The sequence below is a fragment of the Pararoseomonas baculiformis genome, from assembly GCF_017813395.1.
Classification (GTDB): Bacteria; Pseudomonadota; Alphaproteobacteria; order Acetobacterales; family Acetobacteraceae; genus Roseomonas; species Roseomonas baculiformis.
This window is the reverse complement of record NZ_JAGIZB010000026.1, coordinates 1-20,431: the sequence shown is the minus strand read 5'-3', so window position 1 is coordinate 20,431 and position 20,431 is coordinate 1. Positions and strand designations below refer to the sequence as shown.

The window sequence follows — 20,431 nt, the reverse complement described above, 5'->3', positions numbered from 1 at the left end:
TAAAGCGGGAGGATCGCCTCGGCGGCCGTTCTGCCTGTTTGCCGGGCAGGCGGCCGCCGAGGCGCTTCCGTGTGGAAGCCTCCCGGCCGGGGAGGCTTCCGGACTGGGATGCACGTGCCTGAGTTTCAAACGTGCCAGACGTAGTTCATCTTGGAGGTATCCACATGATCCCGGACATAAGCTGACCAAGCGTCGTAGGCAGGATACTCGTAGCCAGCCGGAGCGGCGTCCTGCCTGAAATCGTCATCAAACAGCGTCCACGGCTTGCCCCAGCCGTCATACCAGGCAGTGCCTGTGATTGTGCTGGGATCCTGAGAAGGCAAGGCGGAGATGATGTAGTCCGATGCGCTTCCACCGAAGATGAGAGCTGCGGCTTGTTTGGCCGAGTAAACTGGCGGATTGGTGCTCCAGGTGGGGCCATCCGATACGCGGTAGGAACCAATATAATAAGGCGTGTTTGCGATAGAAAGGTCGAAAATGTCGGATGCAACCGCGGCCGCCTGATCGCGAGCCGTCACCCTGACCGACAGCGATCCGGCGGAACTGTAAGTTGGCGTGCCGCTGAACGTCGTTCCATCGAAGCTGAGCCAGGACGGGAGAGCGGATCCGTCCAGCAGGGTCGCCGACAGCACAAGATGATCGCCATTGTCCACGTCGGTGAAAGTGTCGTGCGGGACAGTGAAGGAAAGGGGCATTCCTTCTTTGGCCGCCTGATCCGAAATCGGCTTGCTTAAAACCGGGGCATCGTTCACGCCCCGGATGGTCACGACCAGATCCTGGGCCGTTCCATCCGCCGAGTGGATGGTCAAAGTATCGGTCACGCTCTGCCCCGCGGCCAGGCCCTGCACATCGGCGCGGCCGCTGTTCAGCTGGTACAGCCACGCGCCGGTGGTGCCGTTGAAGGTGAAGGTGCCATAGGTGCCCTGCGTCACCTGCCCTGCCGTCGCGGGCTGGAAAGCTCCTTCTCCCGTATCGGCATCGAAGACCCTGGCGGTGGCATAGGTGCTGTTCTGGTCTTCGGTCAGGCTTGTCGCCAACGTGCCGCTGAACACGGCCGCGTCATTGGCGCCGGCCACCGCCACGGTGACAATCTGCGTGGTGCCGTCCAGCGACTTCACGGCCAGGGTCTCGTACTCGACCTGTCCGGCCTTGAGCGCCTGAACCGCGCTGCTGGCGTTGTTCAGGCTGTAGCTCCAGGCGCCTGTCGGCGCGTCGAAGGTAAAGCTGCCATAGACCCCCGCCAGCGCCGTGGCATCGACCTCGGCGAAGCGGGCCTGGCCCGCATCCACATCCGCTACGGCCAGCTTGCCGGAGGCGACGGTCACCGCGTCCTCCGTTACCGCCCCGTTGAAGTCCCCGGTGATGATCGCGGCATCGTTGGTGCCGTGGATGGTCACGGTGAGATCCTGGGTGGTGCGGTCCAGCGCCCGGATCAGCACCTTGTCGGTCAGGGTCTGGCCTGCGCCCAGCGCCTGCACGGCGGCGAGGCCGCTGTTCAGGGTGTAGGTCCAGGCGCCTGTATCCTTGTCGAAGGTGGCGCGCCCGTATTGCCCGGTGAGGTTGCCGTTGCTCGAGGCCAGGAAACCGTCCGGGCCGTTGTCCAGGTCGGACACCGTCACCACGCCGGAGAAGGGGGTGGCATCATCCTCGGTGACATGGCCGCTGAGGTCGCCGCCGAACACCGCCAGATCATTGCGGCCGATGATGGTGACCACCACCTCCGTCTCGGTGCCATCCAGCGACCGGACGGTCATGCTGTCCGTCAGGGTCTCTTCCTCGGCGAGGGCCTGGATCACGCCCAGGCTGCTGTCGAGGCTGTAGGTCCAGCGGCCATTCGCGCTGTTGAAGGTGAAGCTGCCGTAATCCCCGGCGAGATCCCCCGCCAGGGCCGCGCGGAAGCCGGTCTGGCCGGCATCGGCATCCGTTACCGTGAGCTGGCCGGAAGCCACCCCGGTCGCATCCTCGCGGATGTGCTTGGCGAAGTCGCCGCCGAACACCGCGGCATCGTCCTGGCCCTGGATGGTGACCGTGAGGTTCTGGGTGGTGCCGTCCTTGGAGCGGATGGCGAGGGTATCGGTCAGGCTCTGTCCGGCCACCAGGCCCTGCACGCTCGCCCGGGTGCTGTCGAGGACATAGAGCCAGTTTCCGTTGGTGCCGTTGAAGGTGAAGCTGCCGTACTGGCCAGCCGTCACTTGATGCGGGGTGGCCGGGTCAAAGACGCCCTGGCCGGTATCCACGTCGCTCACCGTCACGGTGGAGTGGATGCCGCCCGCCATGTCCTCGGTGATGGTCCGGGCCGTGGTGCCCCCGAAGATGGCGGCATCGTTCACGCCCACATGCCGCACCAGCACGGTCTGCTGGGCGGTGGCATCGCCGTCGCTGACCGTCACGCGGTACTTCTCCTCAACCACCTCGCCCTCGGCCAGGCTGTCGAGCTTCGCGGCATCCACGGCATAGGCCCAGTGGACCGTGCCGACACTGTTCTTCGTGGAGGGGGTGATGGAGGTGACGGAGGCCGAACCCAGCCCGGGGCCGCTGACGAGCTCCACGGTGGCGGTGTGGACATCGTCCGCATCCATGTCGCGGAAGTTCATCCGCCGGTCGGCAATGATGATCTCGCCGCTGTTCTCGTCCCCGGCGCCATCCGGCCGCTCCGTCACGGTGAAGCCGGGGGTGCTGTTGGTGCCGGTGTAGATGGGCCCGTCATTGGTGCCCTGGATGGTCACGGTCAGAAGCTGGGCCGTGCCGTCCTTGGCGCGCACGGTCAGGCTGTCGGTCAGCGTTTCGCCATCTTTCAGGAACTGGACGGGCCGGTTGGTGTTGTCGAGCGCATAGGTCCAGGCACCGGTCGTGGCATCGAAGGTGAAGTTGCCATAGGCGCCGACCAGCGCTGCCGGGTTGACCGCGGCGAAGCCGGTCTCGTCGCGATCGACATCCGCCGTGGTCAGGATGCCGCCGGTGGTCAGGGTGCCGTCCTCGCGCACCGTGCCGGAGGTATCGCCCCCGAAGGTCGCTGCATCGTTCACGCCCACATGGCGCACCAGCACGATCTGCTGGGCCGAGGCATCGCCGTCGCTCACCGCCACGCGGTAGCGCTCCTCGATCACCTCTCCGCCGCGCAGGCTGTCCAGCTTCGCGCTGTCCACCGCATAGGACCAGTAGACCGTGCCGAGGCTGTTTTCCGAGGAGGGGGTGACCGAGGTGAGAGTGGCCTGGCCCAGGCCAGGGCCGCTGACGAGATCCACTGTGGCGGTGTGCGTGTCGCCCGAATCCAGGTCGCGGAAGTTCATCCTCTGGTTCGCGAAGACGAACTGGCCACTGTTCTCGTCCGCGGCGCCATCCGCCCGTTCCACTACGGTGATCGTTCCGGTGCTGCCGTTGGAGATCCGGACCGGGCCGTCATTCGTGCCGGCGATGTTGACGGTGATCACCTGGGTTGCCGTGCCGTCGAGGGAGGTGACGGTCAGGGTCTCGGTCGCGCCCTGGTGGGTGTCGAGGTTCTGGGTGACAGCCCGGCTGTTGTCGAGCGTATAGGTCCAGGCGCCGGTCGCTGAATTGAAGGTGAAGTTGCCGTACCGTCCGGCCAGGGCGGCAGGATCCACCGCGCGGAACACCGCCTCGCCCGTATCCACGTCCTGCAGCGCCAGCGTGCCGCCCGTGGTCCTGGTGGCCGCATCCTCGGTCACGCCGCCCGCGGCCGTGCCGCCGATGCTGGCCGTGTCGTTGGTGCCCGCCACCGTCACGGTGACGGCCTGCGTGGCCGTGCCGTCCAGCGACGCCAGGTTCAGCACATCCGTCACCACCTCGCCCTGGCGCAGGGCCTGGGTGGCGGCGCGGCCATTGTCGAGCGTGTAGGTCCAGGTGCCGGTGCCGGCATTGAAGGTGAAGCTGCCATAGGTGCCGGCCAAGCTCGCCGGCGTGGCGAAGGTCGCCTCACCCGCGTCCAGGTCGGCGACGGAGAGCTTGCCGGTGGCCAGCTGCGTGCCATCCTCCCCCACATTCCCGGCCGCGTCGCCGGAGATGGTGGCGGCATCGTTCGTGCCGGTCACGCGCAGCGTGACCTTCGCGTCCCCCGTGTCCAGATCCGCATCGGTAACGCGGTAGGTGAAAACGATGTCCCGCACCTCGCCTTCGCGCAGGGATTGCAGCCCGGAATCCGCGGTGAAGGTGAAGCTGCCATCCTGCCCAAGCACGCCCATCGTGCCCCGGTTCGGGGCAGTCAGCAGCGTGACGAGGCGCACGAGGTCAGGAACCGTGTCGTTGGCAAGGACATTGGCCGAAATCGTCGCGTCTTCGCGTATGTCGAAGATGTCGTTGCGCGCCCTCACCGCATCGTCGGCCAGGGTGACCTTGATGCCATCCACCGTGATCGCCGTGACCTCGATCGAGCTGGAGCTGAGCCCCATGCTGGACCAGGCGTAAACAGCGCCGACGGCGGCGTAGGGGCCGGCGAGGAAGTCGCGAAAGCCGGCAAGGTCGTTCTGCACGGCCAGGTCGAACCAGTCCGCGGCCGTGAACTCCAGCTGGAGCGTGTCGCGCCCCGTTCCCGCATCCACGTAGTCGGAATGGCCGGCATTCTCGGCGCGCCGGTAGATGATCACGTCATCGCCAGCGCCTGCCCAGATCCGGTCATGGCCCGGGCCGGCATCGATCACGTCGTCCCCGTCATCGGCCAGGATGATGTCGTCGCCCGCGCCGGCTGTGATGCGGTCCGCACCCAGGCCGGCATGGACATAGTCGTCGCCGTCTCCGGCATCCACCACGTCGTTCCCATCACCGGCGAGGATGTTGTCGTTGCCCTGGCCGCCAGTGATCGTGTCGTGGCCTGCGCCGCCCTCGAGCCGGTCGTTCCCGTTGCCGCCATCGAGCTGGTCGTTATCGTCCTCGCCGTACAGGAAGTCGTCGCCATCGCTTCCGGCCAGCGTGTCCTTCCCGTCGCCGCCCCAGAGCGTGTCGTCATTCGCTCCGCCGTCGAGGGAGTCATTGCCCAGCTCGCCGCTCAGCAGGTCACGGCCGGCATCGCCGCGCAGCGTGTCGTCGCCTTTGCCACCCAGCAGCTGGTCATCACCATCGCCGCCATCGAGAAGGTCGTTCCCGGCCTCGCCCTTGAGCAGGTCAGCGCCCGCGCCGCCCTCAAGCGTGTCGTTCCCGCCGGCGCCATTCAGCTGGTCGTTGCCAGAGCCGCCAACCAGCCAGTCATTGCCCCCGTCGCCAAGAATGATGTCGTCACCGTCCAGGCCCTCGACATGGCCGGAAACGCCGATGCCGAGCAGCTTCCGCGTCTGCAGGAGATCAGAACCGCTGGTTCCGGTCACCTTCGGCAGCGCGGGGGGCGGGATGACATTGGGCATGGCGCGGGTTCCGTTTTGGTAACGCCGCGAAACAAACCAGAGGGGGAATGAATTAATAAGCTATAAAAATGATGTAAAAATCTCTTAAATGAGACTGAGCAGCCGACGCACGTGGTTCTGTGGATGTTTTGGCCTCCAACCCGGAGAGCGGGAGTTTCCGAACGGCGGCATCAGGCCGCAAATCGCAGTACTTCCACTTTTTGAGCCAGGCCCGATCGTCAGCCAAGGCCCTGCACCGCCACGTCGGGGCCTGCGGCTTCGGCCAGCTCGGCCAACAACCCTGCTTCCATCCCGGCGTAGCGCGGCGAGAAGTGGAATGGTTCGACCTTTCGCGCGCGCGCCTGCCGGGCGATCTCCCCGGCGGCCCGGGTGGTCAGGTGACGGCGATCCAAGGCCAGGGCAGCATCCGCAGCCATGAAGGGGGATTCGATGAACAGGATGTCGGCCCCCTCAGCCAGGGTCATGGCGGCGGCGCGGTTGCCCGGCAGGTCGGCGAAATCCGTCAGGTAGGCCAGGCGCTGCCCAGGCGTGATTCCGATCAGGTCCCGCAGCATGCCGAGGGGGAGGCAGGGTGCCCCCTCCGCCTCGGACGGCCTTGCATAGACAGGAATCAGTACATCATCTGCATGCCCTGCCAGGATCGCGGCCTTCAGTCCGGCAAGCCATGGCCCGGTGGGCAGCCCCCGCTCCACGAGCCGGGTCCGCCAGACATTCAGGTGCAGGGCTTCCTCCAGGGCAAATCCAAGGCTCGGGGTGCCGTGGTCGAGCTGGGTGGCGCGAAGGCGAAGCGGGCCCAGATGCAGCACGGTGCCATCGGGCGCGGCGGCCATGGCGGGAAGAGGCTCCGCGGCGAAGCCGGACCGGAGGCGGAAGCGGCTGCGGGGCCAGGTTGCACCCCGGGTCACCTCCGTCACCTCGAAGACGAGCTCGGCCGGGATCCGGTCCACCAGGTTCCAGGTATAGGCCTGCAGCTTGTGGAACAGCCGCTGGGCAAAGCCTTCCGGCCCCACCACGGGCAGGCGCTTCTCCCGCCCGATCAGCAGCCGCAGCAGCCGGTCGAACCCGGCCCAGTGATCCATATGGGCGTGGGAGACGGCCACCAGCCCCACGCGCAGTAGGTGGCGCGCAGAGAGGCTGGAAAGGTCCCCGCAATCCAGCAGCACCGCCTGGGGCAGGTGCAGCGCTTCCACATAGACGGCAGGGTCGCCGCTGCGCCCGTTCAGCAGGCGCGGATGAAGGCTCGGCCGCATGGCATCCAGGTGCCACGCGGCCCGGCCGCGGTCGAGCCCCGCCGGGAAAGGCTTAGGCGAAGCTCGGCGGCCGGCGGCGGGCTGCCAGGGCTTCCAGCACCTGCACCTGCCGGGGCAGGCAGATGCGGTGCAGGTCGTATCGCTCCGCGATGGTGCGGCGCGCGGCGGCGCGCAGTGGCGCCATGCGCTGGGGATCCACCAGCGCCTCGGTCATGCGGCGCGCCAGAGCCGCATGGTCGAACAGGTCGGTGAGCAACCCGTTCTTGCCATCCTGGATCACCTCCTGCACCGGCGGCGTGGCCGAGCCGAGGATCAGCGCCCCGCAGGCCATGGCCTCCAGCACGCTCCAGGAAAGGACGAAGGGCACGGTGAGGTAGATATGGACGGAGGAGACACGGAAAAGCGCGTGCAGCGCCGGATGTGGGATACGCCCGAGGAAATGCACCCGCGCCGGGTCCAGCGGCCCGACCTCGGCCAGCATCGCTTCCCGCCATGTGGCATGCCCGCCCTCCGGCCCGCGGCCGTAGCGCACCTCGTCCCCGCCCACGATCACCACCCGGGCATTCGGCCGCGCCGCCAGCAGGGCGGGCAGGGCGCGCATGAAGGTGGGAAAGCCGCGATAGGGCTCCAGGCCCCGGGCGACATAGGTCACCACCTCGTCCCCCGGGCGCAGGACGCTGCCATCGGGCAGGGGGAAGCGCGCCTCTGGATCCGGGCGGCAGACCGCGGTGTCGATGCCCTCATGCACGAGGCTGATGCGGCCACGATACCATTCGGGGAAGCGGGCGCGCTGCCAGGCGGTGGGCGCGATGCCCCAATCCGAGGCATTCATGGCCGAGACCAGCGGCATGTTCATCGCCCGCACGCGCACGGCATCCTGGATGGTGGCGGGCTTGCCGGGCTCGTAGCCCACATCGGCGCCGGTCGCGCTGTAGAAGAATTCCGCATAGAGCAGCAGGGCTGATTCGGGGAACACGTCCTTCAGGAAGATCGTGTCGCCCCAGCCGATATGGCTGAAGGTCACGTCGGGGACGAAGCCCTCCCGCCGCAGGTCCAGCGCCAGCCGCGCCACGCGGTCCGCCCGGGCGATGGCGGCATCGGCCGGGCGGGCGCGGCGGGTCACGCCTTCGGCCGGCGGCGGTGGCGCCTCATAGGTGCGGAGGGAGACGCCTTCCGGCACCTCGAAGGGGCGGGCGCCGATCCCCACCACCTGCGTGCCGGGGCGGGCGGCCAGCGCCGGCATGAGATGCGCGTACTGCCCCGGGAAGTTGGGGTGAACCAACAGAACCTTCATCGGCGCGCATCGCCCTCCCGGATCGCCTGCCCCTGGACTCAGCCGCCTGCCGTTTCGCCGAGCAGGTGGCTGTTCTGCTCGCGCAGCTTCGCGGCGGCGTCGTCATAGAGGAAGGGCAGCGTCGCGTAACGTATGCCGCGCGTCACCCGCGTTGCCTCATGCAGAAGGGAGCAGGAGAAGACCACCGCCCCGCCCGGCGGGGCGCGGTAGCGGCGGTTGCCGAATTCGGGGAACCACAGCTCCCCGCCCTCGAAATCATCATTCAGGTTGATCGTCACGGCGAAGCGGCGATGGGCGGTGCCCGCCGTGGTGTTGTCGCGATGCGCGCGGAAATGCCCACCATCGGCCGCGTCGTAGCAGGCCACGATGTAGCGCTCGATCCGCGTGGCACGGAACTGGAAGGCGCGCTCGATCGCCGGCACGACGCGGCGGGCGAGCATGCCGCGCAGCGCCGCGCGGGTGGGCTCGTCCGCGATCTCATGGTCGCGGCGCCGCTTGTGCAGGGGATTGTGCACCCCCACGGTGCGGCCGTTCACCTCCTGCATGAAGCCGCTCTCCGTCCCGCCCCCGGCCTCGTAGAGGCCGATCAGGTGTCGGCAGAAGTCGGCGTCCAGCACGCGCGGCAGCACCAGCACGGGCGCGACCATCGAAGGGCCCGCATGTTCCCCGGGCGGTGGAAGGGTCGGCAGCCGGGCGAGGAGGCGGCCAATGGAGGGAAGATCGGAAATGCCGAGCACCCGCAGGGAGGGATCGAGCAGCAGGGCGAAGCCGCGATAGGCCGCCTTGCCGCCTTCGCCGGCCGAAGGCCCATAGGCGCCATAGAGGCGGCTGAGGGAGAGGCCGGGGTCGCGGAACACGCGCAGGCCGGGAAGCTGGTCGGACAGCCCGGCCTGGTCCGCGGGATCGGCCGTCACCGCGAAGGCACAGGCCCGCTCGTCATCCAGCAGCCCCGCCTCACGCGCCTGCCGCAGGGCTTGCCAGGCCCCCGCCGCGGCGGGATGCGCCGCCGCGGAGCCGAGGAAGGCCAGCACGACATATCGGCCCGCCACGCTGTCGAAGGCGTAGCGGGGATTGACGTCGGTCACCCCGTGGAACCAGGGGGCGGGGTCGCCGATGCCGAAGCGGAAGGGCTGGTCGGGCCGGGTTTGGGCGTTCTCGCTCATGTCTCTCGCGATCCGGCTGGTGGGAGGAATCTGGCGCGAGCGCGCCGGTCAGCGCTCGCTGGAGCCGATGGTCAGCGGGCTGGCCAGGAAAAGCCGGACCAGGTCGGCCTGGCGATCCGTCTCGGTCTTCCGGAACAGGTTCCGCAGCGTATAGGCGAGGGTGCTGCGGGACAGGCCGAAGGCCTCGGCGATCTCCTCCAGCCTCTGGCCCTGGGTCAGAGCCACGGCCAGCCGCGTCTCGGCCGGGGTCAGGCCATAGAGCCCGGCGATCACATCGGGGGCGAGCTGCGGCTGCCGCTCGGGGTCCGAGATGAAGATGGAAATGGCCGCCCCGTCCTCGGCGCGCAGCGGGCAGATCAGGGCGGTGAGCGGCCGGCGGCCCGAAGGGCGCGTCAGGGCCAGCCCGGTTTCCCCGGTGCGGAGGGCGGGCCCGCCGGCCAGAACGGCCTCCACCGCCTCCCGCAGCGCCGTGGTCTGGGCAGCGCCGGCGCCGCGCAGCATTCCCTCGGGCGAGAGATGAAGGCCATCCGCCTCGGCCAGCATGGCCCGGCCGGCGCGGTTGACGAAGCTCACCCGCCGGTCCGCGCCCAGCAGGAACACGCCCAGCGCCACGCGGTCCAGCGCGGCGGCGGCGGCGCCGGCGCCCCCGGCATCGGGCGCATGGGGCAGCGCCGCCTCGGGCTGTGTGGCCAGGGCGCCGAAGGCGGCGCGGGCGGCCTCCATCTCGGCCTCCGCCTTGCTGCGCATCCGGTCCACCTGGCGCAGCCGGGCGGCGATGGTGGCCAGCATCACGTCATAGTCGATCGGCTTGACCAGGTAGTCATCCGCCCCTGCTTCCTTGCCGGCGACCATGTCGCGCCGGTCCGCGAGGGCGGTGAGGAAGAGGAAGGGCGTGTCGGCCAGATCCGGCCGTTCCTCCCGCAGCCGGCGCAGCAGGGCGAAGCCGTCCATCCGGGGCATGTTGATGTCGCAGAGCACGAGATCGGGTGGCGTTTCGCCGATCAGCGCCAGGGCCGCTTCCCCATGCGCCGCCTCGGCCACGGCATAGCCGGCGGCCCGCAGCTCCTCCGCGATATCGGCGCGGAGATCGGTCTCATCCTCCACGCAAAGGATCAGGCGCTGCCTCATGCCAGGGCGGCCTCCTTCGCGCCGGCCTGGGCCCCTCCGGCCGGGGGCGGGGCCGGGGGAAGGCGCAGGACGAAGGTGGAACCCTTGCCCTCCTCGCTGGTCACGGTCACCTCCCCGCCATGCAGCCGCGCCACATGGCGCACGAAAGCCAAGCCGATCCCGGTGCCCGTCACGCCCTCGGCGGTGCGGGCGCGGAAGAAGCGGTCGAAGATCCGGGGCAGCTCATCGGCCGGGATGCCGACGCCCTGGTCCACGACCTCCAGCACCGCCGAGCCGCCGGGGCCGGTGAGCCCGCGCAGCACCACGGGACTGCCCGGGGGAGAGTATTTCACGGCATTGGAGACAAGATTGGCCACGGCCTGCTCCACCAGCGTCGGGTCACAGCGGAGCCGGGCGGGCAGCCCGTCCAGCCGCTGTTCCAGCAGGGCGGCGGGCGCGATCTCCTGCTGATGGCCGCAGACCTCGCGCACCAGCGCGGCCAGATCGGTTTCGCGGGGAGCCATGTTGATCTCCCCCGCCTCCAGCCGCGCCGCGTTCAGGGTGCTTTCCATCAGCCGGGTGAGGCGGCGGGTCGCCTCCCGGATCTTGCCGGCGCGGGAGAAGACCTCCTCCGGCGGCATGGCCGTGCCGCGGCGGATCATCCGCTGGGCGCTCGAATCAATGATGGCCAGCGGGGTGCGGAACTGGTGGGAGACCATGGAGACGAAGGCGCGGTGCAGGCGGCTGACCTCCCGCTCCCGCTCCAGGCTCGCCTCCGCCCGGATCTGGGCCTTGCGCTGGCGCACCAGCACCAGCATCAGCAGCATCCCGCTGGCCAGCACGCCGACCACATAGAACAGGATCTCCGCCACGGCCTGCCCGCGGGCCTGGCGCAGCGTGTTCGCGTTCTGCTGGTCTTCCAGCAGCACGCGGTTCGCCAATTCCCGCAGGAAGCCCGCCGCGGCGTGCAGGGCGGCGCGGATCATGGCCTCGGCCGCGCGCTCTTCGGGCTGGAGGCTCAGCATGGCCGGCTCCAGCCCCGCCACGGCTGCAAGCTGCTGCTCCATGGTTTCCTCCAGGCCGGTCTGCTGCACGCGCAGCAGGGGCCGCCCCTCCCGCAGCACCGCCATGCGGCTCAGCAGCACGTCGTATCGGAGCTGGACCGCGGCCTCGTCCGCCTCCGGATCGCCCGCCACGCGACGCACCACCATGTCCAGGGTCCGCATGGCCTCGTACTGCGCCTGGCTGGCCAGCCACACCACGCTCTCGCCGGGATGGGGCGTCAGCTGCCGCTCCAGCCGCAGGAGATGGATGCAGGTGAGGACGAGCGAGACGAAGAAGGCCGCGATCACCGCCCCGGCCCCCAGCGTGGCCAGGAGGCGCCGTTTCCTCGGCAGATCGGCGGCGGCCACCGCCATCATAGGACCTGCATGGTCCTGAGCTGCCAGATCCAGCGGCTGTCATAGAGGCTGACGCGCAGCTCGGAATGATGGTCCCGCGGGTACACCACCCAGACCGGCCCCTTGTTCCGCACCGTCAGCACCTGCCCATCCATTCGCATGGCAAGGATCACATCATATTCGGTGAAATCCCGCATCGGGATCTCGATCGTATAGTCGTTGAGGGCCACGGCCCTCACCCGCTCGCCCTCTGCCCCGGCAGCGGCCAGCACGTCCCGCGCCAGCGGTCCCTCGAAGCTGCGGATGCCGCTGGTCCAGTTGGTCCCGGTCTGCAGGCGGTGGCGGGGCAGGGCCTCCAGCATGGCCCGGTCGAAATCGGCCTGGGCGCCACGATTCGGCCGGGTGATCCGCCCGGTGACGCTCAGCAGGACCGGGCCCGTCGGCGCCGCCGGCCGCGACTGGGCATGGGCCGGCGCCGCCAGGAGCAGCGACAGCGCGGCGCGGCGCGGGAAGGATGGCGGGCGGAGGAGGTCTCGCATCAGGGGGCTCGGGGCTCCGGTGGCCGGGCTCGGCCGGCAGGCGTCCCGTTTCGGGCGCAGGTGGGCGGTGCTGGGCCTGTCAGGGCTGGGTCTATATCTGTATCCGGGGGGAAGACATCGTGAATGTTCCTCACCCGATCCTAGCACGGGTGTCCAGCCCTGCCACGTCCTATGCCGGCCTGGCCCCCATCCGGCCGCAAGAAAGTTAACACGCGTTTAGTATTCCCATTCAAACGGAGGGGGCGGCCATATCCCCCTTCGCCGTATGGCGCGAGCAATCCTTCCCACCGATGGAACATCGCGCCATGGCCACGCTGAACTTCGCCGCCCTCAACGGTCAGACCGTCAGCTTCGACCCGGCAGTGGACATCCTCTCCTTCGGCTATCCGGCCACGGCCGCAGGGGTGTCCTTCTCCGCCTCCGGCGCCGGGCTGGTGGTTTCCCATGGCGGCGCGAGCGTGACCCTGGCGGGCGTGACCCTGGCCGCGCTGCGCGGGGCGAATTTCAGCTTCTGGAGCGGCGCGGTCCGCATCGGCGACGAGACGAACGGCACCGCCGCGGATGGGGCGGGCAACAGCATCGCCGGCACCAGCGCCGCCGACCACATGCAGGGGCTGGGCGGGGATGACACCATCGATGCCAGCCAGGGCGGTGCCGACCTGGTGCTGGGTGGCGAGGGCGACGACACCATCATCCTGGGCCGCAGCATCGCCGCCGGCCTGCGCATCGATGGCGAGGGCGGCACGGACACGCTCCGCTTCGCGATCAACGGGGTGGCGGCCGACCTCACCCTCGGCGCCAATCTGTTCTCCGGGATCGAGCGCCTGGCCTTCGAGGGCACGGCCCAGGTCAATGCCACGCTGAACAATGCCAACACGCCGGCCGGCGCCGTGCTGCGTGTGGATGCCTCCGCCGCCGCCGGCTTTAACCTGGACGGCACGGCCGAGACGGATGGCCGTCTGGACGTGACCGGTTCCGGCGCGGCGGACGGCATCAAGGGCGGCGCGGGCGCCGATACCCTGTCCGGCGGCGGCGGCAACGACACGCTGACCGGCGGCGCGGGCGCGGACAGCCTGACCGGCGGCGCCGGGGAGGACGTTTTCCTCATCCGCCGCGGCAATGAGAGCAACCTGGCCGCCTTCGACCGGGTGACGGACTTCACCGGGGCCGGCAGCGTGGTTGGGGACCGTCTGGACCTGCCTGCCGGCAACGGGGGCCTGCCCGGCGCCTTCCTGGGCCAGCGCGCCTTCAGCGCGGCCCTGGGCGCCTCCCTCGCCAATGGCGGGGACGGCTTCGCCGACACCTTCTTCCACCACGCCAATGGCCAAACCCATGTGGTGGTGGATGTGAACGACAACGGTGTGCTGGATGCCGGGGACACCTATGTGGTGCTGGATGGCATCCATGCCCTCCAGGCTGCCGACTTCAACGGCAACTTCGCCGTGGTGCGCGGAACGGACGGGGCGGACAACCTGCTTGGCGGCAGCAATGCCGAGACGATGCTGGGCGGCGTGGGCGATGACACGATCGCCGGCCAGGACGGCAATGACAGCCTCTATGGCGGCGCGAACAACGACAGCCTGGAGGGCGGGCTGGGCTCCGACCAGCTCTATGGCGAGGCTGGGAACGACACGCTGGCCGGCGGGGAGGGCGGGGACGACCTCTATGGCGCCGATGGCGCGGACAGCCTGCTGGGCGATGCCGGCAATGACGAGCTCTATGGCGGCATCGGCGGGGATACGCTGCGCGGCGGCGCCGACAGCGACACGCTCGAGGGCGGCGACGGCGAGGACAACCTGTTCGGCGATGCTGGCGCCGACAATCTGCGGGGCGATGGCGGCAACGACACGCTGGAGGGCGGCGGCGATGCCGATACGCTGAATGGCGGCGATGGCGACGACCTGCTGATGGGCGGCGAGGGCAACGACTCCCTCATCGGCGGCTCGGGCGCCGACATCCTCCTGGGCGGCGAGGGCGATGACACGCTGCAGGCCGGCATCGGGCAGGATAGCCTTACCGGCGGCGCGGGCGCGGACCGCTTCGTGGTGACCAATGGCACCTCCCCCGCGGCTTCCCCCAACCTGATCACGGATTTCGAGGGCGGCGGCGTCGCGGGCGGGGACGTGCTGCAGCTGTCCATCACCGGCAACCTCCCGCTGGCCTGGTATGGCTACAAGCCCTTCTATTTCGACGGCACCTTCGGCAACAGCGGCACGCAGTTCCCGCTGGCGGGCGACGGGCTGGCCGATGTGATCTGGGACATCGAGGCCGGCACGGGCCGCACCCGCATCGCGGTGGACGTGGACGACAACGGCGTCTTCGGCACGAATGACCTGCTGGTCTACCTGGCCAATGCGCCCACGCTGAACTTCTCCGACTTCGCGGACAGCTTCTCCGTCATCCGCGGCGGCGCGGGGGCGGACACCATCCTGGGCGGCGCCAGCCCCGACACCATCTATGGCATGGGCGGGGACGACTCCATCAGCGGCGCGGGCGGGCGCGACACGCTGCATGGCGGCGAGGGCGCAGACACGCTGGAGGGCGGCGACGACAACGACAACCTGAACGGCAATGCGGGCGACGACAGCCTGCTGGGCGGCGAGGGCGCCGACACGCTGTACGGGGGCACCGAGAATGACCGCCTGGATGGCGGCAATGCCAGTGACGACCTCTATGGCAATGAGGGCAACGACACGCTGCTGGGCCAGCAGGGCAATGACTATCTGGTCGGCGGTGCCGGGCGGGACAGCCTGGAGGGCAGCATCGGCAACGATACACTCTATGGCGGCAGCGAGGACGACACGCTGATCGGTGGCGCCGACAACGACAGCCTGCATGGCGACGAGGGCGCCGACCTGCTGGATGGCGGCGATGGCGCCGATGCCATCACCGGCGGCGAGGGCGCGGATACCATCACCGGCGGCATCGGCAACGACACCATCACCGGTGGCGCAGGGGCGGACCTGATCAATGCCGGCGCCGATGCCGACGAGATCATCCTGGAAGGCGCGGACACCGTGACCGGCGGCAGCGGGGCCGACCTGTTCCGCATCACCATCAGCACCGCCACGGCGGCCGTGAACCTGGCGGGCCCGGCCCGGATCACCGATTTCCAGCAGGGGCTGGACCAGATCCGCATCACGGCGGGCAGCCGCGCGCTGGTCTTCAACGGCGGCGCCACCCCGGCCGGCACCGTGCCCTTCGGCGGCGATGGGCTGGCGGATGTCTGGGTGACCCGCGACGGCAGCACGACCCGGATCTATGCCGACACCAATGACAACGGCGTGCTGGACGCGACCGACCTGGCGCTGGAGCTGCAGGGCGACTTCGACATCACCCTGGCCGACTTCACCTCCACCTTCGCCGTGGTGCGCGGCAGCGAGGTGGCGGATACGCTGGCGGGCGGCGATGGCGCGGACACCATCTTCGGCCAGGGCGGCGCGGACCTTATCAATGGCGGCGGCGGCGCCGACAGCCTGATGGGGGGCGCGGGCGATGACACCATCGATGGCGGCGCCGCGAATGACACGCTGTATGGCGGCGCGGGCCTGGACTCCCTGCTCGGCGGGCTGGGCAACGACACGATCTATGGCGGCGACGAGGGGGACCGGGCCGAGGGCGGCGACGGCAGCGACGATCTGTATGGCGAGGCCGGCAACGACACGCTCAAGGGCGGCGCGAACAATGACTGGCTGTCCGGTGGCGAGAATGACGACAGCCTGGAGGGCGGCACGGGCAACGATACCCTCTATGGCGGCAACGGCCAGGACCGCCTGCTCGGCCAGGACGATGCGGACAACCTCTATGGCGATGCAGGCCAGGACACGCTGGAGGGCGGCGCCGGGAATGACATGCTCGGTGGCGGCGAGGGCGGCGACAGCCTGCTGGGCGGCGAGGGCGACGACACGTTGAACGGCGATGCCGGCGCCGACACGCTGGACGGCGGCGTGGGTGCCGACCTGCTGCATCTCGGCGCGGGCGATGTTGCCACGGGCGGTGCGGATGCCGATGTGTTCTCGGTGGGGATTTCCAGCACCCAGGCGACGGCCAACCATGCCTCCCCCGCCCGGATCACGGATTTCCAGCAGGGGGTGGACAAGATCAAGCTGGGCGAGGGCAACCTCTATCTCGCCTTCACCCCGGGCAACCACGCGCCGGGCACGGTGCCCAATGCCGGGGATGGCTTTGCCGATATCTGGTACAGCCAGTCCGGTGGAAAAACCTGGATCCATGGCGACCTGAACGACAATGGCGTGCTGGACGCCAATGATCTCTCGATCGAGCTGGACGGCACGCTGAACCTGACGGTGGCCGACTTCACCGGCAGCTTCCGCGCGCTGCGCGGAACCAGCGCCGGTGAGACCATCCTGGGCAGCGAGGCGGGTGACCTTGCCTATGGCATGGGGGGCGACGATTCGATCGCCGGGCTGGGTGGCGCCGACAATCTGACGGGTGGCGAGGGCAAGGACACCCTCGATGGCGGCGCGGCGCGCGACACCCTCTATGGCGGCGCGGGCGATGACTCCCTGCTGGGCGGGGAGGACAATGACACGCTCTATGGCGGTGCCGACAACGACATCGGCGAAGGCGGCGCTGGCAGTGACGACATCTATGGCGAGGCCGGCAACGATACGCTGCTGGGCGGCGCCAACAATGACTGGCTTTCCGGCGGCGCCGGGGAGGACAGCCTGGATGGCGGCAGCGAGAACGACACGCTCTATGGTGGCGACCAGGACGACCGCCTGCTGGGCCAGGCAGGTGCCGACCAGCTCTATGGCGATGCCGGGGCGGATCACCTGCTGGGCAGCCTTGGCGATGACGGGCTGAACGGCGGCGATGGCGACGACACGCTGGAAGGCGGCGCCGACAACGACACGCTGAACGGCGCGGCCGGAGCCGACATCCTGCTGGGCGGCGAGGGCAACGACACGCTCTGGGCCACGACCGGCGACACGCTGACGGGCGGCGAGGGGGCGGATCGCTTCGAGGTATCCACCAGCACCAGCACCTCCGGCAGCACCACGGCGGCCCCGGCGCGGATCATCGATTTCACCCAGGGCGTCGACAGCTTCCGCATCGGCGCGGGCAGCTATGCCCTGGCCTGGAATCCGGGCGCGCAGGCCGTGGGCGCGGTGCCGCATGGCGGCGATGGCTTCGCGGATGTCTGGTACGCCCAGTCCGGCGGGAAGACCTGGCTCTATGCCGATCTGAACGATGACGGCGTGCTGGGCCCGAACGACATGGCCCTGGTGCTGGACGGGCTGATCGACCTCACCAGCCTCGACTTCGCCGGCACCTTCGTGGTCCAGCGCGGCACGGATGGCGCGGATACGCTGACGGGCAGCACCGGCACCGACACCATGGTCGGCCAGGGCGGGGATGACCTGCTGCTGGGCCTGGGCGGCGCCGACAACCTCTCCGGCGCGGCAGGCAACGACACGCTGAGCGGCGCCGAGGGCCGGGACAGCCTCTATGGCGGTGCGGACAACGACTCGCTCATGGGTGGTGACGACAACGACACCCTCTATGGCGGCACCGGCAATGATGTGCTGGAGGGGGACGGCCAGAGCGACGACCTCTATGGCGAGGCCGGGAGCGACACGCTGCGTGGCGGCTTCGGCAATGACTACCTGGTCGGCGGCACGGATGGCGACCTGCTGGAGGGCGGGGCGGACAACGACACCCTCTATGGCGGCGATGGGAACGACACGCTGGCCGGGCAGGACGGCAACGACACGCTCTATGGCGACGCTGGCCATGACCTGCTGGAGGGCGGCGCCAGCAACGACACCCTCTATGGCGGCAGCGGCAACGATACGATCGATGGCGGCACGGAGACGGATACGGTCGTCTTCAATCATGCCCAGAGCCAGTACGAGATCAGCTACGAGGATGGCGCGCTGGTGGTGCGCCACCAGGGTGGCCTCGGCGCCGATGGTGTGGACGTGCTGCGCAATGTGGAGCTGCTGCAGTTCGCCGGCGGCGGTGCGACGCGCTTCGTCTCGGTGGGCGATGCCTCCATCGTCGAGGGACCGGACGGCACGCGCCAGATGCTCTTCACCGTCGCGCTCAGCGGTCCCTCATCCGGCCCGGTGACGGTGGCCTGGGCTACGGGTGGCGGCACCGCCACGGCCGGCAGCGACTACCTGGCCGGCAGTGGCACGCTCACCTTCCAGGCCGGCGAGGTGAGCAAGACCATCGCCATCACCATCAATGGCGACGGGCTGAACGAGGCGAACGAGACCTTCAACCTCACCCTCAGCAATGCGGTGGGCGCCGCGATCGGCGACGCCAGCGCGGTGGGCACCATCCTGAACGACGATGTCACCGTCTCCATCGCGGGTGGCAGCGTGACGGAGGGCGCTTCCGGAACCCGCACCCTCACCTTCACCGTCAGCCTCAGCGCCCCGGCCGAGGGGCCCGTGCTGGTGGGCTGGCGCACGGTGGACGGCACGGCGGTGGCGGGCAGCGACTATGTCGGCGCCACCGGCACGGTGCAGTTCGGCGCGGGCGAGGTGACCCAGACCATCACCATCACCGTGAATGGCGACCTGATGGTGGAGGGGAACGAGACCTTCGCCATTGAGCTGCTCTCGCCCTCCGGCGCCGTGCTGGGCACCGGGACCGCGACGGGCACCATCCTGAACGACGATATTGCCAATTCCGCCCCGGTGGCCCAGGCCAGCAAGGCCCTGAGCGTGACGGAGGATGGCGCGGCCAAGCCCCTGGGCATCACCGCGCCGACCGACGCCAACAACGACCCGCTGACCATCACCGTGACCGGCATTCCGGATGCGGCAAAGGGCGTGGTGCTGCTGGCCGATGGCGTCACCGCCGTGGCGAACGGGCAGGTGCTGACCGTGGCGCAGCTCACCGGCCTGATCTTCCGCCCGGCGCAGGATGCGAATGGCGCGGCCGGGGGCTTCACCTATGTGGTGAGCGACGGGCAGGGCGGCACCGCGACACAGACCGTCACCCTCTCCATCACCCCGGTGAACGACGCGCCGGTGGCGGAGGCTGTCTCGGCCAGCGGATCGGCCGACAATGCCATCGCCATCACCCTGAAGGGCACGGATATCGACGGGACCGTGCAGGGCTTCCGCGTCACCACCCTGCCTTCCGGCGGCACGCTCTACCTGGATGCCGCCATGACGCAGGCGGTCACGGCGAACACCCTTCTCGCCGCCGGGGCGGGGGGCACGCTGGCCCTGTACTTCAAGGCCAATGCCGGCTTCAGCGGACCGGTCAGCTTCGCCTACACGGCGAATGACGGGGGGCTGAACAGCGCCGCCGCCACTGCCTCGATCACCGTGGAGCCGGGCACCCAGCCTCCCCAGGGCACGCCGGGCCCGGACAGCCTGGTCGGCGGTGCGGGCGACGACACGATCATCGGGATCGGCGGCAACGACACCATTCTCGGGATGGGCGGCGCCGACCGGCTGGAGGGCGGATCGGGCAACGACACCCTGCTCGGCGGTGGCGGCTCGGACACGCTGGTCGGCGGGTTGGGCGTGGACAGCCTGGATGGTGGAGAGGGCGTGGACACGCTCGACCTCTCCGGCGCGACGGGCGGGGTGACCGTGAACCTCTCGAAGACGGTCCTGCAGACCATCGGCGCCGACCAGGACCGTGACCTCATCCTGAACATCGAGAATGTGCTGGGTGGTGCGTTCAGCGACACCCTCACCGGCGATGCGGTCGCGAACCTCCTGGCAGGTAACGGGGGCGATGACCGGCTCTTTGGGCTGGATGGCACGGACACGCTGCTGGGCGGGGATGGCAACGACCTGCTCGATGGCGGGGTGGGAGCGGACAGCCTGTTCGGCGGCGCGGGCGACGACACCTATGTGGTGGACGATCTTGGCGATGTGGTGACCGAGACGGTCTCGCTCGGCCTGGATGCGGGCGGGCTGGACACGGTCAAGGCCTCGGTCAGCTTCACCCTTGGCGCCTTTGTCGAGAACCTCACCCTGACGGGCACGGCCGCGCTGACCGGCGTGGGCAACGGGCTCAACAACAGCATCACCGGCAATGACGGGGCCAACCTCATCCAGGGCCTGGACGGCAACGACACCCTCTCGGGCGGGCGCGGCGCGGACACGCTGGAGGGCGGCGCAGGTGACGACATTTTCGTCAACCTTGACCTTGGCGACCGGCTGGATGGTGGGTCGGGCACCGACACGCTCGACATGTCAAGGATGGTTTCGCGGTCCTGGATTTATCTGGACGGCACGGACGAGAAGGGTGTTGCGCAGAGCAACGCCTTCGCGGCCACGGGCACGGTGCTGGTCTCGGTCGAGAACATCGTCGGCTCGAAGGGCTTCGAT

General features: G+C 69.3%; 8 protein-coding genes. 1 reads left to right on the top strand and 7 read right to left on the bottom strand.

Features of this window, described 5'->3' with window-relative positions:
- Positions 1 to 125: 125 nt before the first annotated feature.
- From J8J14_RS20355 to J8J14_RS20325, 7 genes are all read right to left on the bottom strand, one after another.
- The gene (locus J8J14_RS20355) at positions 126 to 5,351 is read right to left on the bottom strand and encodes a VCBS domain-containing protein (protein WP_209381393.1); all 5,226 of its coding nucleotides are present in this window, start codon (positions 5,349 to 5,351) and stop codon (positions 126 to 128) included.
- A 218-nt stretch (positions 5,352 to 5,569) separates the two neighbouring features.
- Entirely contained in the window at positions 5,570 to 6,601 is a 1,032-nt protein-coding gene (locus tag J8J14_RS20350) for an MBL fold metallo-hydrolase (protein WP_209381392.1), read from the bottom strand.
- Positions 6,602 to 6,653: 52 nt separating this feature from the next.
- Entirely contained in the window at positions 6,654 to 7,895 is a 1,242-nt protein-coding gene (locus J8J14_RS20345) for a glycosyltransferase (RefSeq protein WP_209381391.1), read from the bottom strand.
- 38 nt (positions 7,896 to 7,933) lie between these two features.
- On the bottom strand, positions 7,934 to 9,058 hold the full coding sequence (locus tag J8J14_RS20340) for a 2OG-Fe(II) oxygenase (RefSeq protein WP_209381390.1): 1,125 nt from the start codon (positions 9,056 to 9,058) through the stop codon (positions 7,934 to 7,936).
- 48 nt (positions 9,059 to 9,106) lie between these two features.
- Positions 9,107 to 10,186 carry a response regulator gene (locus J8J14_RS20335; RefSeq protein ID WP_209381389.1) on the bottom strand — a complete coding sequence of 360 codons (1,080 nt, stop codon included), beginning with the start codon at positions 10,184 to 10,186 and terminating at the stop codon, positions 9,107 to 9,109.
- The gene (locus tag J8J14_RS20330; RefSeq protein WP_209381388.1) at positions 10,183 to 11,583 is read right to left on the bottom strand and encodes a sensor histidine kinase; all 1,401 of its coding nucleotides are present in this window, start codon (positions 11,581 to 11,583) and stop codon (positions 10,183 to 10,185) included. Before J8J14_RS20330 ends, J8J14_RS20335 begins: the two co-directional genes overlap by 4 nt.
- Complete coding sequence (locus J8J14_RS20325) at positions 11,583 to 12,104, bottom strand: molybdopterin-dependent oxidoreductase (protein ID WP_209381387.1); 522 nt, start codon at positions 12,102 to 12,104, stop codon at positions 11,583 to 11,585. Before J8J14_RS20325 ends, J8J14_RS20330 begins: the two co-directional genes overlap by 1 nt.
- 305 nt (positions 12,105 to 12,409) lie before the next feature.
- Here J8J14_RS20325 and J8J14_RS20320 point away from each other — a divergent pair.
- Positions 12,410 to 20,431, top strand: an 8,022-nt coding sequence (locus J8J14_RS20320; RefSeq protein ID WP_245216014.1) for a calcium-binding protein, incomplete at its 3' end; no start/stop codon positions are given.